Consider the following 13,829-nt stretch of genomic DNA (forward strand, 5'->3'; position numbering starts at 1 on the left):
TGGGGGTTCATGCGGCGGTCCAGCCGCCGTCGAGGGGGATCGAGGTACCGGTGACATGGGCGGCGTGATCGCCGGACAGCCAGAGCACGCACGCGGCGACGTCTTCGGGTTCGATGAGCCGCTTGATCGCCGAACGCCGCAGCAGGACCTGTTCGATGACGGCGTCACGTTCGAGTCCGTGTTCTTCGGCCTGCGCCTCGAGCTGCCCGGTGACGAGCGGGGTCCGGACGTAGCCGGGATTGACGCAGTTGCTGGTCACGCCGTGTTCCGCGCCTTCGAGCGCGGTGACCTTGGAGAGCCCTTCGAGCGCGTGCTTCGCGGTGACGTACGCGGATTTGAACGGGCTCGCGCGGAGGCCGTGGACACTGGACATGTTGACCACGCGGCCCCGGCCGTGGTCGTACATCCACGGCAGCACACGGCGGATGAGCAGGAACGGGGCGGTGACCATGAGCGCCTGGATCCGCGCGAAGGTCTCCGGCGGGAACTCGTGGATCGGCGCGATGTGCTGGAAGCCCGCGTTGTTGACGAGGATGTCGATCTCGGCCGGGAGGGTTTCGATGGCCTGGGCGTCGGTGAGGTCGGCGACGTGCGCGATGCCGTTGACGTCGGCCGCCGCCCGCTCGACGGCGTCGTCGATGTCGACGAGGTGGACCGTGGCCCCGGCCCCGGCCAGGGCCTCGGCGCAGGCCAGGCCGATCCCGCTCGCCGCACCCGTGACCAGCGCGGACTTACCGGCCAGATCGCTGTGATACGCACCACTCATGCCGGACGACGTTAGGTCGCCCGGCCCGCTTAAGCCATGTGGTCAATCACCACACCTGAGCAAGATCCCATGTGTGATCTCGCCAGGTTCAGCCGGCCGCGTCCGAGATGGACTTCGCCTCGCGGGCGCCCGCCTCGAAGGCTTCACACGAGAAGAGCAGCCAGGCCCGGACGCCCTCGGCAGTCCCGCCAGAGAAGCTTTCGGACGCTTCGAGGTACTTCGGCACCCGCCGGAAGTACGCGACCTCCGGCACCGTCAGCGCCTTCGGGTCGAGCCCGGTCGCCACCGCCGAAAGCCGTGCCGCGGCCCGCGCGACGACACCGTCCGCGGAGCCGAAAGGCTTCAGCGCCAACAGCTCCCCGTGCACGACGGCGGTCAGCACCGGCCCCGGCACCGACGTCGCGCCGGTGACCAGTTGCGCCAGCATCTCCAACCGCGGCCCGACGTCACCGGCAGCCCTCGGCCGTCCGAGCGCGTCGAGATCCTTCACCAGGTCCGACGCGGCGAGAACGTGCAACCGCGCCAACGCCTGCAACGGCGCGCGCCGCCAAGTCGGGAGCAGCCCTTCGAGCGCTTCCGCGACGCGCAGCGCACCCGCCAGCACCGGATCGGTCACCTCACCGGATTCGGGCAGTTCGGGCGCGGCGCCTTCGATCCCGGCCGACGCCCGCGCCGACCGCACGGACGCTTCGGCGGCCGTCGCCGCGCCTCCGCGCAGGTTGGCGGGCAGCCGGTGGACGGCGAACACCGCGTCCTGCGCCGATTTCGCGGCCGCCGCGACCCCTTCGAGGTCCAGCAGCGGCTTCAGCGGATCCGTCACGCGTCCAGCACCTGCCCCGCGCGCCGCACCACCGGCGCCTGCACCGACCACGGGAAGTTGATCCACCGGTCCGTGTGCTTCCAGACGTACTCGCATTTGACCTCGGAGCGCGGCTTCTCGTAGACGACCGCGCAGCGCACCTCGGCGACGTGGTCGGCGCAGAAGTCGCGGACCAGCTTCAAGGTCGCGCCGGTGTCCGCGACGTCGTCGGCGACGAGCACCTTCTTCTTCGTCAGGTCGACGACGTTCGGCACCGGCGGCAACATCACGGGCAGGTCGAGGCGCTGGTCCACCCCGGTATAGAACTCGACGTTCATCACGTGCAGGTTCTTGACGTCCAGCGCGTAGCCGAGGGCGCCGGCGACGAACAGCCCGCCGCGCGCGATCGACAGGATCAGATCCGGCTCGAAGCCGTCGTCGGCGACGGCCTGCGCCAGATCCCTGCTGGCCGTCCCGAACAACTCCCAGGTGAGCTCTTCCCGCTCCTCGGCCATGCTGCCTCGCCTCCGTCGATCGTTCCCGCGAGCATAGGCAACGCCCTAGTGGCCTTCTCGAATGCTTCGAAACTGGCTATCCAGCAAGGCCATTGCCGTCCGTAGCGTCAAGATCGTGACCGACTGGAACATCCATGCGACCTTGACCGGCGAACGCGTCCGCCTCGAACCCCTCACCCGTGACCACGCCAAAGGCCTGTTCGAAGCCGGATCCGACCCCGCGATCTGGACCTGGCTCAGCCTCCGGCAGCCGGAAGACCTCGCCGCCGCCGAAGCCATGGTCGACGCCATCCTCGCCGACCCGGACCGCCGCGCCTGGGCGCAGATCGACGCGCGCACCGGCGAGGTCGCGGGCACGACGTCGTTCTACGCGATGAACGCGCGCCACAAGATCCTTTCCGTTGGCTACACCTGGATCGGTTCCGAATGGCAGCGGACCGGCCTCAACCGCGAGTCGAAACTCCTGTTGCTGCGACACGCTTTCGACGACCTCGGCGCGAACCGCGTCTCATGGGAGACCGACATCCGCAACCAGAAGTCGCAGAAGGCGATCGAACGCCTCGGCGCGCGACGGGAAGGGGTGCTGCGCGCGCATCGCGTCCGGCCCGACGGAAGCATCCGTGACACCGTTGTCTACTCCCTCACCGGACCAGAATGGCCGGCGGTCCGTACCGCCTTGTCCTCAAGCGTGTGAATGCGGACCGCAACCACGATGCAACCTTTTACTTCGCGTCGTAACGTCGATAGCGTGCCAACGGGCGTGAAGACACGCGAAACACAGGAGGCATCGCACCATGACCGAGCAGTCGCCGGCGCTGGACAATTTGCTCACGGAGAGCAGGACCTTCCCCCCGAGTGAGGCTTTCAGCGCGCAAGCGAATGCCACCGCCGACTTCTACGCCGAGGCCGACGCGGACCGGGAAGCTTTCTGGGCCAAGCAGGCCGACCGCCTCCACTGGGACACGAAGTGGTCACAGGTACTGGACTGGACCAATGCGCCGGTCGCGAAGTGGTTCGTGGGCGGGAAGCTGAACGTCGCGTACAACTGCGTCGACCGTCACGTCGACGGCGGGCACGGCGACCAGGTCGCCATCCACTGGGTCGGCGAGCCCGGCGACAACCGTGACATCACCTACGCCCAGCTGAAGGACGAGGTTTCCAAGGCGGCGAACGCCTTCGAGTCCCTCGGGCTCACCGCGGGAGACCGCGTCGCCATCCAGATGCCGATGGTGCCTGAAGCGATCTTCGCGATGCTCGCGTGTGCCCGCATCGGCGTTCTGCACAGTGTCGTCTTCGGTGGTTTTTCCCCGACAGCACTGCGATCCAGGGTGGACGACCAGGCGGCGCGGATCGTCATCACCACCGACGGCCAGTACCGCCGCGGCAAGGCCGCCCCGATGAAGGTCAACGTCGACGAAGCGCTCGAAGGCGCCGAATCGGTCGAGAAAGTCATCGTCGTCCGCCGCACCGGCGACGAGGTGCCGATCACCGAAGGCCGTGACCTCTGGTGGCACGAACTGGTCGACGGCCAGTCCGCGGAGCACGCGCCGCAGGCGTTCGACTCCGAGCACCCGCTCTTCATTCTTTACACCTCAGGCACCACCGGTAAGCCGAAGGGCATCCTGCACACCTCCGGCGGATACCTGACCCAGGCGGCGTACACGCACCACAACGTCTTCGACCACAAGGCAGGCGAAGACGTCTACTGGTGCACCGCCGACATCGGCTGGATCACCGGGCACACGTACATCGTGTACGGGCCGCTGGCGAACCGGACGACGCAGGTCGTCTACGAAGGCACGCCGAACACCCCGCACGAGGGCAGGCACTGGGAGATCGTGCAGCAGCACAAGGTCTCCATCTACTACACCGCGCCGACGTTGATCCGCACTTTCATGAAGTGGGGCAACGAGATCCCGGAGAAGTACGACCTCTCCTCGCTGCGCGTGCTCGGCAGCGTCGGCGAGCCGATCAACCCCGAGGCGTGGATCTGGTACCGCGAGAACGTCGGCGCGAACTCGGCGCCGATCGTCGACACCTGGTGGCAGACCGAGACCGGCGGCATCATGATCTCGCCGCTGCCGGGCGTCACCGCCACGAAGCCGGGTTCCGCGCAGAAGGCGCTGCCGGGCATCTCGGCGAAGGTCGTCGACGACCAGGGTGTCGAGGTCGGCAAGGGTGGCGGCGGTTACCTGGTGCTCGACAAGCCGTGGCCGGGGATGCTGCGCGGCATCTGGGGCGACGAGGAGCGTTTCCGCGACACCTACTGGTCCCGGTTCCGCGATCAGGGCTACTACTTCGCCGGTGACGGCGCGAAGTACGACGCCGACGGCGACGTCTGGCTGCTCGGCCGGGTCGACGACGTGATGAACGTGTCCGGGCACCGCATCTCGACCACCGAGGTCGAGTCCGCGCTGGTCTCGCATCCGACGGTCGCCGAGGCCGCCGTCGTCGGCGCGACCGACCCGACCACCGGGCAGGGCATCGTCGCGTTCGTCATCCTGCGCGGCAACGCGGCAGCGACATTGAAGAGTGGCGGCGACAGTGCTGGTCAGGACGCCGTGCAGGAGCTGCGCAACCACGTCGCCAAGGAGATCGGGCCGATCGCGAAGCCGCGGCAGATCCTGGTCGTGCAGGAGCTGCCGAAGACGCGGTCCGGCAAGATCATGCGCCGCCTGCTGCGCGACGTCGCCGAGAACCGCCAGGTCGGCGACGTCACCACGCTGGCCGACTCGTCGGTGATGGACCTGATCTCCACGGGCCTGAAGACCGGCAAGTCCGAGGAGTAGCCGCTCCACGTTCCGTGAAGGCCGCCTGACTGCCTGGTAGCCGTGTCGCGAAAGCCACTTTCGAGACGTCTGATGTCTCGAAAGTGGCTTTCGCGACGTCCTGACTGGCGGGGCTACGCGACGGCGGACGGTCCGCGCGGCTGCGCGCCTTCACGAACCTCGCTTACGCGGCTTCGATCCTGAAAGCGGTCAGCCGGTCCGCCGCCGCCTCGAACTCCTCCGGTGTCCCGTCGCGCACGACACCGGCTTTGACCACCATCTCGACCCCTTTGGGCCGCTGGACCGCGAACTCCCGCAGGATCGGCCCGCGCTCGTCCTCGGGCACCTCGATCAGCCGCACCCGCCGGACTCGCTTGCCCTGCCTCAGCGTTCCCTCACCCGCGGCACGGGCATTACGCACCCAGTCCGCGCCCGGAATCCCGCCGAGCACGTACTGCCTTCCCGCCACCTCGTACGGCGCGACCGGAGTGTTCCTGGGTTGCCCGCTCTTCCGGCCCCGCACGGTCAGCACGGACACTGGCCCCAAGTCCAGTCCCAGCCGCTGCAATAGCCGCACCATGCGGTTCATGGTCTTCAGCCCTGGCGGCAACGACACTTCGCTCATGCTTCCTCCAGTTCGACCCACTCCAGTTCGACCCACTCCAGATCGCCGGTCTCCAGATCGGCGAGAACTCCCCGCAGCCAGCCCAGCTCTGCCCGGCGCAGGACCTGCGCGTACTCGGTCTCCAGCAGCACCGCTCGCGGCACCGCGGCCTCCCGCGCCGATCGCAGGTCCTCCTCGACCTTGTCGATCAGCACCGCCAGCTCGGCGGCCCGCTCCCGCAGGAGGCCGCCCGCCTCCGCTCGCCCGAGCTGATGGGCGTGCGCCAGCGCCGCCGGGAAAACCGGATATTCGTCGGCCCGTTCGCCCAGGTATTCGCTCAGCAGCGAGCGCAACTCGGCACGCCCCTTTTCGGTTATGCCGTACACGGTCCGTTCGGGACGGGCGCCGTCCCGGCTCGTCCCGGCCACCTCGGCCAGGCCGAGCTTTTCCAGCCGGACGACCGCGTCGTAGAGCGACCCGCCCCGCATCCGCACGACATCGCCGATCCGGCGCTGCCTGATCAGCGACTGCATTTCGTAGGGATGCCGCGGGGCTTCGTTGAGCAGGCTCAACACGGCCAGCACGAGGGGAGTGCGGGCGGCACGGGATCGCGATGTCATGAGTGAAGCATAGCCGAACTCGACTAGTCGACGTCGACTATAGGCCCGGATGGCCATGGTCGAACGCCTGTTCTAGGATGTGCCGGGTACCACCCCATACCGGGCAAGGAGCGACACCGACGATGACCGTGGATGCCTTGACACGCACTGACGCCGTGTCCGAAGAAGCGGCTACCGAAGCGCCCGTCGACTCGACGCCGCAGGCGGAGACCACCTCGGAGAACACCGAGGCCAAGACCGAGGCCCCCGAGGCTTCGGAAACCCCGGAGGCCCCCGCCGAAGAGGCAGCGGCGGAGTCCCCCAAGCCCAAGCGTGGCCGCCCGAAGGTCGCCACCACCGCGAAGAAGACCCGCACCGTCGAGCTGACCCTCACGGTCACCGGCACCGCCGACGGCGAGTGGCAGGCCGAGCTCAAGAACGGCGCCAAGTGGGTCGCGAAGGGCCTGGAGATCCCGGCCGCCGCCGTGTCCCGCGCCGCCAAGGAGCTGCACGCGGACCTGTCGGGCCCGATCGACGAGGTCATCAACGCCGCCCGCGAGCTGCAGGCCGCGAAGGTGGCCCAGCTCGAAGCCGAGCTGGAGAAGGCGAAGCTGGCACTGGCCGAGCTGGACGCGTAAGACTTTCCTCCTGACCGGGGCGGACGCTGGAACCTTCAGTGCCCGCCCCGGTTCTTTTCATCCGTCGATCGGCGGCCGCGCGGGCAGTGGTGTCTTGAACTCGACCCACTGACTGTCCACAATGGCCTCGACGCTGTGCGGGACGCCGCGCGGGTGCACGATCGTGCCGCCCGCCTCCAGCGTCACTTCCCGGCCGTCGAGCGTGCCGCGCAGCGAGCCCGTGTGCAGATACACGATGCTGTCGTGATCGTGGCTGTGCACCGGGGAAGCGACGCCTGCCGGATAGAAGATCTCGTACGCCAGACCGCCTTCCGCCGTCGCGAGCGTCCGGAACCGGCCCTGCCCGCCGATCAGTGGCAGACCCTCCACAATGGACATCGGCTGCCAGGTCATCGCACGGACTCCATGGCCGTCGTCTCCTCGCGGTCGGGGTCACGGGCGAGCAGGACACCGATGATGGTCACCACCGCGGTCGCGAGCAAGTAGATCCCGATCGCGAGCCAGCTGTCGAAGCCGGCGAGCAGCGCCGTGAACAGCAACGGCGCGGGCGCCCCGCCGATCACCCCGGCGAGGGTGTAGGCCAGCGAACTGCCGGTGTAGCGCAGGCGCGGCGAGAACTGCTCGGTGACGAGCGCGGCCTGCGGACCGTAGAGCGCGGCGTGGATGACGAGCGCGAACACGATCCCGATCGCCAGCATGGCGAACGAGCCGCCGCTGACCATCGGGAAGAACACGAACGGCCAGATCCCGGCGGCGATGGTCGCGAACAGGTACATCTTGCGCCGCGAAATCCGGTCCGAGAGCGCGCCGAACAGCGGCATCAGCACCAGCTGGAACGCCGAACCGATCATCACCGCGGCCAGCCCGGCACCACGCGAGAGTCCGGTGTGCGTGGTGACGTAGGTGAGGACGAAGACGGTGAACAGCGCGTAGAGCACGTCCGGGCAGACCCGGATCAGGACGGCCGCGACGAGCGCGCGGCGTTCGGTGCGGAAGACCTCGGAGATCGGCGCCGACGAGCGTTCGCCGCGCTCCTGGATCTGCTTGAAGACCGGCGTCTCCTCCAGTTTGAGCCGGATCCACAGGCCGAACCCGACCAGCGCGCCCGACAGCAGGAACGCGATCCGCCAGCCCCAGCTGTTGAACTGGTCTTCGGTGAGCAGCCCGGCCAGGACGGCGAGGACACCGTTCGCGAGCAGGTTGCCCGCAGGCGGGCCGATCTGCGCGGCCGATGCCCAGAAGCCGCGTTTGCCCGGATCCCCGAACTCACTCGACAGCAGGACGGCGCCACCCCATTCGCCGCCGATGCCGACACCCTGCGCGAATCGCAGCGCCACGAGCAGGACCGCCGCGAAGCCGCCGATGCTCTCGTACGTGGGCAGGACGCCGATGAGGAACGTCGCGACGCCGGTGAGCACGAGGGTCATGACCAGGATGCGCTTGCGGCCGAGCACGTCGCCGAGGCGGCCGAAGAGGAACCCGCCGATCGGCCGGGCGAGGTAGCCGACAGCGTAGGTCGAGAACGCCGCCATCGTGCTCGCGAGCTGGTCTTCCGAGGGGAAGAAGAGATGCCCGAAGATCGTCGCGGCCGCCACCGAGTAGGCCGCGAAGTCGTACCACTCGAGCGCTGTCCCCGAGAGGCTGGCCGCGAAGGCCTTGCGCAGCGAGCGCCGGTCACCGGCTGGTGAGGTCATGTCCACATCCCGTCCGCAGTAGGTCCGCAACCCCGCCGGGAGGGGTTGAATTGCGGATATACTCCTTGTATACAAGCTGTATGCGCAACCCCCAATCTCGGAGGACAGATGCCTGAGCTGCGTTTCACCCTTCCCGACGGCCAGGAGCGGCGGACCGAGGTCCACACGCTGCTGAACGCCGGATACGCCGGTCGCAGCCAGGAGGACGTCGCCGCCCACGTGGCCGAACTGGCCGAACTCGGCGTCCCCGCGCCCTCGGTGATCCCGGCGCTCTACCCGGTCGCGCCGTACCTGGCGAGCCAGACCGAAGAGGTCCCGGTGCAGCACGAGAAGACCTCCGGCGAGGCCGAGTGGGCCATCGTCATCACCGGTCCCGCACCCGAGGACGTCCTCCTGACCGCCGCCTGCGACCACACCGACCGCGCGCTCGAAGCGCACGGCGTCGCGTGGAGCAAGAACGCCGGCCCCGACGTCCTCGCCGCCAAGGCCTGGCGTCTCGTCGACGTCCAGGACCGGCTCGACGAGCTCACGCTGTCCGCCTGGGCAGGGGAAACCCTGATCCAGCAAGGGAAACTCGCCGAGCTGCTGCCGCCGTCGTACTGGCTGGACGTGCTGCGCGAACGCGACCTGTACGCCACGGGCACCGTGCTGATCTCCGGCACGATCCCGATGGTGCACGGCGTCGACCAGTTCGCCGACTCCTGGCGCGTGGAACTGGGCGACCCGGCGACCGGCGAAACGATCGCACTCTCCTACCGCGTGCGGCGGCTGCCCGAACCGATCGGCTAGAGCCCGAAAGCCTCGAACACCTCGGGGTCCTGGAACACGACGTTGTGGGAGATCCCCGACGGCGTGACCGTGAAGACCTGCAAGGTGTGCAAGCGGAGCACGCCCGCCTCGTCCGGGCAGTAGGCGGCGAGCGCGGGCTGCCCGTTGGCCTCCGCGGGCTCCATCCGCCAGCCGGTGCCCCGCATCGCGAAGACCCTGGCGATGGAACCGGCCGTAGCCGTCCCGACCGGAGTACCAGAGCGGCACGGGCGGCATTTCGAGGACGGCGTCTTCGGTGAGCAGGGTGACGAGAGTGCCGACGTCGGCGGCGCCGCCGCGCTGCTGCGTTATCGGACCGGCTGAAGACGACTTAGGTAAGGCAATAGTCAATAAGGATTGCCTGCATTGACCGAAACTGTTCCCTGTCGCCGATTACCGTTCTTTGTGTTTCACTGAAACGGTGACCGAAACCGTGTCGACAGCACATCCCCACGAACCGCACGCGGATCTGAGCGGCAAACTGAACTGGCTGCGCGCCGGTGTCCTCGGCGCCAACGACGGGATCGTGTCGGTGGCGGGCATCGTGGTCGGCGTCGCGGGCGCGACCACCGATTCCACCGCGATCGCGACGGCGGGAATCGCGGGACTGGTCGCCGGCGCGCTTTCCATGGCGGGCGGCGAATACGTCTCGGTGAGCACACAGCGCGACACCGAACGCGCGCAGTTACGGCTCGAAAAGCGCGAACTGAAGGAGATGCCCGAGGCCGAAGAACGGGAACTCGCGGAAATCTACGAGGCGAAGGGCCTTTCCCCGGAACTCGCCGCCCAGGTCGCCCGTGAACTGACCGAAAAGGACGCGCTGCAGGCGCACGCGGAGGCCGAACTCGGCATCGATCCGGACAATCTGACCAGCCCGTGGCAGGCGGCGTGGGCGTCACTGGTGGCGTTCACCGTCGGCGCGCTGCTGCCGTTGCTGTCGATCGCGTGGACGTCGACCTCGGCGCGGGTCTGGGCGTGCGCGGCGGCGGTCGTGGTCGGCCTGGTGCTGACCGGGTTCATCAGCGCGAAACTCGGCGACGCCCGCGTCGGCCGGGCGATCGCGCGGAACGTCGGCGTGGGCGCGCTGACGATGCTGGTGACGTACTACGTCGGCGTGCTGTTCGGGACGACCGTCGGGTAGCGAAAGGGCCCTTCACCGCGTCCTACGCGGTGAAGGGCCCTTTCAGCACTTCCGAGGGTCGCCCGGCGGCGCGGGAAGAAGAGCGTCTAGTGGACGCCCTTCATCAGCTTGCGGATCATCGGCGTCGCCACCAGAAGCGCGACACCGACGACAACGGCCACACCGCCGACGATGCTGAAGTACGGCGCTTCGTCTTCCACGGTGTAGTACTCGGCCAGCTTCCCGGACATCGCCGTGCCCAGCGAAATGGACAGGAAGTTCAGCGCCACCATCTGCGTCCGGAAGGCCTCCGGCGCGAGTTTCGTCGACAGCGAGAGGCCGACCGGCGAAAGCATCAGTTCCGCCATGGTGAACACGAACAGGATGCCCGCCAGCGCGAGCAGCGGGCTGGCGTTCTTGCCGCTGCCGACCATCGGGAGGAAAAGCAGGAACGCCACGCCCATGGTCACCGTGCCGAGCACGAACTTGACCGGCGATGACGGCTGCCGCGAACCGAGTTTCGTCCAGATCGCGGCGATCACCGGCGCGAACAGGATGATGAACACCGGGTTGATCGAGTTGACCCACGCCACCGGCATCTCCCAGCCGAAGATCGTCCGGTTCAGCCGTTCGTCTGTGTAGGCCGCGACCACGGTGAACTGCTGCTGGTACAGCGAGAAGAACGCGGCGCTCGCGATGAACATCGGGATGAACGAGTACACCCGGCTGCGCTCTTCGGAGGTGATCTTCTTGCTGGTGATGATCACCACGAAGTAGATCACCGAGATGATCGCGACGGCCCAGACGACGACGTCGACCAGGTTCTCCGGGTTGATCACGCCGAAGACCACGAGCAGCACGATCGCCGCGACACCCACCACGGTGCCGCCGAAGACCAGCGAACGCTTCGAGGCGGGCAGCGGGTTCGGGACCTCGCTCGCCTTCTCGCCGAGGTTCTTGCGGCCGATCGTGTACTGGATCAGGCCGAGCGCCATACCGAACGCGGCGAGCCCGAAGCCGACGTGGAAGCCGATCTCGCTCTGCGCGAGCCCGGTCAGCAGCGGCCCGACGAAGCCACCGAGGTTGATGCCCATGTAGAAGATCGTGAAACCGCCGTCACGGCGCTCGTCGCCTTTCGCGTACAGCGTCCCGACGATGGTGGTGGCATTGGACTTCAGCCCGCCACTGCCGATGGCCACGCACGCGAGACCGACGCCGATGCCCGCCAATCCCGGCAGCACGGCCAGGCTGATGTGGCCGATCATGATCAGGATCGCGCTGTAGAACAGCGTCCGTTCGGAGCCGAGCACGCGGTCCGCGACCCAGGCTCCGATCACCGCCGACAGGTAGACCATGCCGCCGTACGCGCCGACGATGCCGAGTGCGGAGGCCTTCGGCAGCGCGAGGCCGCCCTGACTGACTTCGTAGTAAAGGTAGATCGGGAGGATGCCGAGCATCCCGTAGTACGAGAACCGCTCCCACATCTCGACGCCGAAGAGGTTCGCCAGCCCTCGTGGGTGCCCGAAGAACCTCGTGTCTTGTTGGACCTCGGTAGAGGTACTCACCATGCCGTCCTTATCGAAGACATCGTTGTCGTTTTCCGCTCACATGCTAGAAGTCCACCATGTGGAACTGACACCGACATCCGGATGGACCTTGTGGCCGCCGTCATGAAGGGGCGAAATCCGCAGCTCCAGACGTTAAAATGACGTCAAGGTGCGCCGGGAAGTCTGGTCGGCAACAGTATTCGTGTCGCCGAAAACCCGGAGGATGCCGTGTCCGGCCCCCATCGCCCTGCAAAAGCCGTCGTCGCCGACTTCGCCCGCTATCTCCGCACCGAAACCACCGGCGGGCTGATCCTGCTGGGCGCCACCGCGATAGCCCTGCTCTGGGCGAATTCACCCATTGACGACATTTACCGCGCCATCCGCGATTTCCGACTCGGTCCCGAATTCCTCCACCTGAATCTGACGATCGGCGACTGGGCGAAGGACGGCTTGCTCGCGCTGTTCTTCTTCGTCGCGGGACTCGAACTCAAACGCGAACTCGTGGTCGGCGAGCTCTCCCGGTTCAAGCAGGCGATCCTGCCGGTGGTCGCCGCGATCGGCGGCATGATCGTCCCGGCGCTGGTCGCGCTCTACGTCGGCTGGGGAACGCCGGGCATCGAACGCGCGTGGGCCATCCCGGTCGCCACGGACATCGCGTTCGCGCTCGGCGTCCTCGCCCTGACCGCGTCGAACCTGCCGAGCAGCGCCCGCGTATTCCTGCTCTCGCTGGCCGTGGTCGACGACCTCGGCGCGATCCTCGTCATCGCGATCCTGTTCACCGCGAAGTTCGACCTCGTCGCCGCGGGCGTCGCCGTCGCCGCCCTCGCGCTGTACGCCTACCTGCAGCACCGTCGCGTCCGCAGCGCCTGGATCTACGTGCCGCTGGCCCTGATCACCTGGGTCGCGGTGCACTCGGCGGGTATCCACGCCACCATCGCCGGCGTTGCGCTCGGCCTGCTGACCCGCGTTCGCGCCGACTCCGGCGAGGAGCATTCGCCCGCGGTCCGGCTCGAACACCGGCTCCAGCCGTGGTCCGCCGCGGTCGCGGTGCCGCTGTTCGCGCTGTTCGCGGCCGGGATCAAAGTGGACGGCGAGTCGCTCGGCACGGTGTTCACCACGGCGCTGCCGCTGGCCGTGCTGATCGGGCTGGTCGGCGGGAAACTGGTCGGGATCTTCGGTGCCAGCCTGCTCGCGGTGAAGTTCAAACTCGCGGAAAAACCCAGGGGAATGGGCTGGCGGGACATCGGCGCGCTGTCGATGCTCGGCGGTGTCGGGTTCACCGTGAGCCTGCTGATCGCCGATCTCGCGCTCGACGGGGAGGCCGTCGAACTGGCGAAGACGGCGGTGCTGATCGCCTCGGCCATCGCCTCGCTTTCGGCCGCCGCGATGCTGCTGCACCGCAGCCGCGTACACGCGCGGGAGGATTGAGCGCGCGACACTCGCCGGTCCGCCGCGCCCGTGATGAGGGCACGTGGCACGATGGCCGGTGTGAGCAGCCCCAAGCACGAACGTACCGGCCCCGACGGCGTGGGGGCCGTGCCCTACCTCCCCCTGTCGAGCGATGACGACGTGGTAGCGAGCGAGCAGTCCCTCGGGAAACTCGTCGGCGATGCCACACAGCATGTCTCGACGCTGATCCGCGCCGAGGTCGAGCTGGCCAAGTCCGAGGTCGTCGCGGAGGCGAAGAAGGGCCTCAAGGGCGCCATCTTCTTCCTGGTCGCGCTGGTCGTCGGGCTGTACAGCTCGTTCTTCTTCTTTTTCTTCCTCGGCGAGCTGCTGTCGGAGTGGCTGATGCGCTGGGCGGCGTTCGCGATCGTGTTCGGGCTGATGCTCGCCACGACGGCGGTCGCGGGCTTCCTCGGCTACCGCAAGGTGAAGAAGATCAAGGCGCCGGAGCGCACGATCAACAGCTTCAAGGACACCGCCGCCGCGTTCAAACCGCGGCACGACGCCGACGAACAAGACTGAGTCT

General features: G+C 67.9%; 17 protein-coding genes. 8 read left to right on the forward strand and 9 right to left on the reverse strand.

The annotated features are described in order from the left end of the window. Positions 1 to 7 precede the first annotated feature (7 nt). The 3 genes from AMYAL_RS0114970 to AMYAL_RS0114980 form a co-directional block, all read right to left on the reverse strand. The gene (locus tag AMYAL_RS0114970; protein ID WP_020632120.1) at positions 8 to 766 is read right to left on the reverse strand and encodes a 3-hydroxybutyrate dehydrogenase; all 759 of its coding nucleotides are present in this window, start codon (positions 764 to 766) and stop codon (positions 8 to 10) included. An 88-nt stretch (positions 767 to 854) separates the two neighbouring features. Further along, the gene (locus AMYAL_RS0114975; protein WP_020632121.1) at positions 855 to 1,586 is read right to left on the reverse strand and encodes a Fic family protein; all 732 of its coding nucleotides are present in this window, start codon (positions 1,584 to 1,586) and stop codon (positions 855 to 857) included. Continuing rightward, complete coding sequence (locus AMYAL_RS0114980) at positions 1,583 to 2,080, reverse strand: phosphoribosyltransferase (protein ID WP_007028464.1); 498 nt, start codon at positions 2,078 to 2,080, stop codon at positions 1,583 to 1,585. Before AMYAL_RS0114980 ends, AMYAL_RS0114975 begins: the two co-directional genes overlap by 4 nt. Before the next feature lie 115 nt (positions 2,081 to 2,195). Here AMYAL_RS0114980 and AMYAL_RS0114985 point away from each other — a divergent pair, with 115 nt between their 5' ends. Both AMYAL_RS0114985 and acs read left to right on the forward strand, forming a co-directional pair. Next, positions 2,196 to 2,774, forward strand: coding sequence for a GNAT family N-acetyltransferase (locus tag AMYAL_RS0114985; RefSeq protein ID WP_020632122.1), 579 nt, complete (start codon positions 2,196 to 2,198; stop codon positions 2,772 to 2,774). A gap of 100 nt (positions 2,775 to 2,874) precedes the next feature. Beyond that, on the forward strand, positions 2,875 to 4,869 hold the full coding sequence (gene acs, locus AMYAL_RS0114990) for an acetate--CoA ligase (protein WP_020632123.1): 1,995 nt from the start codon (positions 2,875 to 2,877) through the stop codon (positions 4,867 to 4,869). Positions 4,870 to 5,032: 163 nt separating this feature from the next. On the opposite strand, the gene AMYAL_RS0114995 is transcribed toward acs, so the two are convergent. Together AMYAL_RS0114995 and AMYAL_RS0115000 are read right to left on the reverse strand one after the other, a co-directional pair. Next, on the reverse strand, positions 5,033 to 5,473 hold the full coding sequence (locus tag AMYAL_RS0114995) for a nitroreductase family deazaflavin-dependent oxidoreductase (protein ID WP_020632124.1): 441 nt from the start codon (positions 5,471 to 5,473) through the stop codon (positions 5,033 to 5,035). After that, complete coding sequence (locus tag AMYAL_RS0115000; RefSeq protein WP_039793981.1) at positions 5,470 to 6,072, reverse strand: PadR family transcriptional regulator; 603 nt, start codon at positions 6,070 to 6,072, stop codon at positions 5,470 to 5,472. Before AMYAL_RS0115000 ends, AMYAL_RS0114995 begins: the two co-directional genes overlap by 4 nt. A gap of 122 nt (positions 6,073 to 6,194) precedes the next feature. Here AMYAL_RS0115000 and AMYAL_RS0115005 point away from each other — a divergent pair, with 122 nt between their 5' ends. Beyond that, on the forward strand, positions 6,195 to 6,689 hold the full coding sequence (locus AMYAL_RS0115005) for a DUF6319 family protein (RefSeq protein WP_026467089.1): 495 nt from the start codon (positions 6,195 to 6,197) through the stop codon (positions 6,687 to 6,689). A 57-nt stretch (positions 6,690 to 6,746) separates the two neighbouring features. On the opposite strand, the gene AMYAL_RS0115010 is transcribed toward AMYAL_RS0115005, so the two are convergent. Together AMYAL_RS0115010 and AMYAL_RS0115015 are read right to left on the reverse strand one after the other, a co-directional pair. Then, positions 6,747 to 7,082 carry a cupin domain-containing protein gene (locus tag AMYAL_RS0115010; RefSeq protein ID WP_020632127.1) on the reverse strand — a complete coding sequence of 112 codons (336 nt, stop codon included), beginning with the start codon at positions 7,080 to 7,082 and terminating at the stop codon, positions 6,747 to 6,749. Then, positions 7,079 to 8,383: an MFS transporter gene (locus AMYAL_RS0115015; RefSeq protein WP_020632128.1), complete on the reverse strand. Its 1,305-nt coding sequence runs from the start codon at positions 8,381 to 8,383 to the stop codon at positions 7,079 to 7,081. Before AMYAL_RS0115015 ends, AMYAL_RS0115010 begins: the two co-directional genes overlap by 4 nt. Before the next feature lie 108 nt (positions 8,384 to 8,491). On the opposite strand from AMYAL_RS0115015, the gene AMYAL_RS0115020 reads away from it, so the two are divergent. Then, positions 8,492 to 9,172 carry a DUF2848 domain-containing protein gene (locus AMYAL_RS0115020; protein ID WP_020632129.1) on the forward strand — a complete coding sequence of 227 codons (681 nt, stop codon included), beginning with the start codon at positions 8,492 to 8,494 and terminating at the stop codon, positions 9,170 to 9,172. Here the strand turns inward: AMYAL_RS0115020 and AMYAL_RS50955 are convergent. Then, on the reverse strand, positions 9,169 to 9,357 hold the full coding sequence (locus AMYAL_RS50955) for a hypothetical protein (RefSeq protein ID WP_020632130.1): 189 nt from the start codon (positions 9,355 to 9,357) through the stop codon (positions 9,169 to 9,171). The genes AMYAL_RS0115020 and AMYAL_RS50955 overlap by 4 nt on opposite strands. On the opposite strand from AMYAL_RS50955, the gene AMYAL_RS50960 reads away from it, so the two are divergent. Both AMYAL_RS50960 and AMYAL_RS0115035 read left to right on the forward strand, forming a co-directional pair. Beyond that, entirely contained in the window at positions 9,347 to 9,514 is a 168-nt protein-coding gene (locus AMYAL_RS50960) for a hypothetical protein (RefSeq protein WP_342364859.1), read from the forward strand. The genes AMYAL_RS50955 and AMYAL_RS50960 overlap by 11 nt on opposite strands. Before the next feature lie 97 nt (positions 9,515 to 9,611). Next, the gene (locus AMYAL_RS0115035) at positions 9,612 to 10,331 is read left to right on the forward strand and encodes a VIT1/CCC1 transporter family protein (protein WP_020632132.1); all 720 of its coding nucleotides are present in this window, start codon (positions 9,612 to 9,614) and stop codon (positions 10,329 to 10,331) included. An 86-nt stretch (positions 10,332 to 10,417) separates the two neighbouring features. On the opposite strand, the gene AMYAL_RS0115040 is transcribed toward AMYAL_RS0115035, so the two are convergent. Then, positions 10,418 to 11,878: a peptide MFS transporter gene (locus AMYAL_RS0115040; protein ID WP_020632133.1), complete on the reverse strand. Its 1,461-nt coding sequence runs from the start codon at positions 11,876 to 11,878 to the stop codon at positions 10,418 to 10,420. Positions 11,879 to 12,085: 207 nt separating this feature from the next. Here AMYAL_RS0115040 and nhaA point away from each other — a divergent pair, with 207 nt between their 5' ends. Both nhaA and AMYAL_RS0115050 read left to right on the forward strand, forming a co-directional pair. After that, complete coding sequence (gene nhaA / locus AMYAL_RS0115045) at positions 12,086 to 13,285, forward strand: Na+/H+ antiporter NhaA (RefSeq protein WP_020632134.1); 1,200 nt, start codon at positions 12,086 to 12,088, stop codon at positions 13,283 to 13,285. A gap of 51 nt (positions 13,286 to 13,336) precedes the next feature. Next, a complete protein-coding gene (locus AMYAL_RS0115050) occupies positions 13,337 to 13,825 on the forward strand; it encodes a phage holin family protein (RefSeq protein WP_020632135.1) in 489 nt (162 codons plus the stop codon). Positions 13,826 to 13,829 lie beyond the last annotated feature (4 nt).

This window comes from Amycolatopsis alba DSM 44262 (genome assembly GCF_000384215.1).
Lineage (GTDB): Bacteria > Actinomycetota > Actinomycetes > Mycobacteriales > Pseudonocardiaceae > Amycolatopsis > Amycolatopsis alba.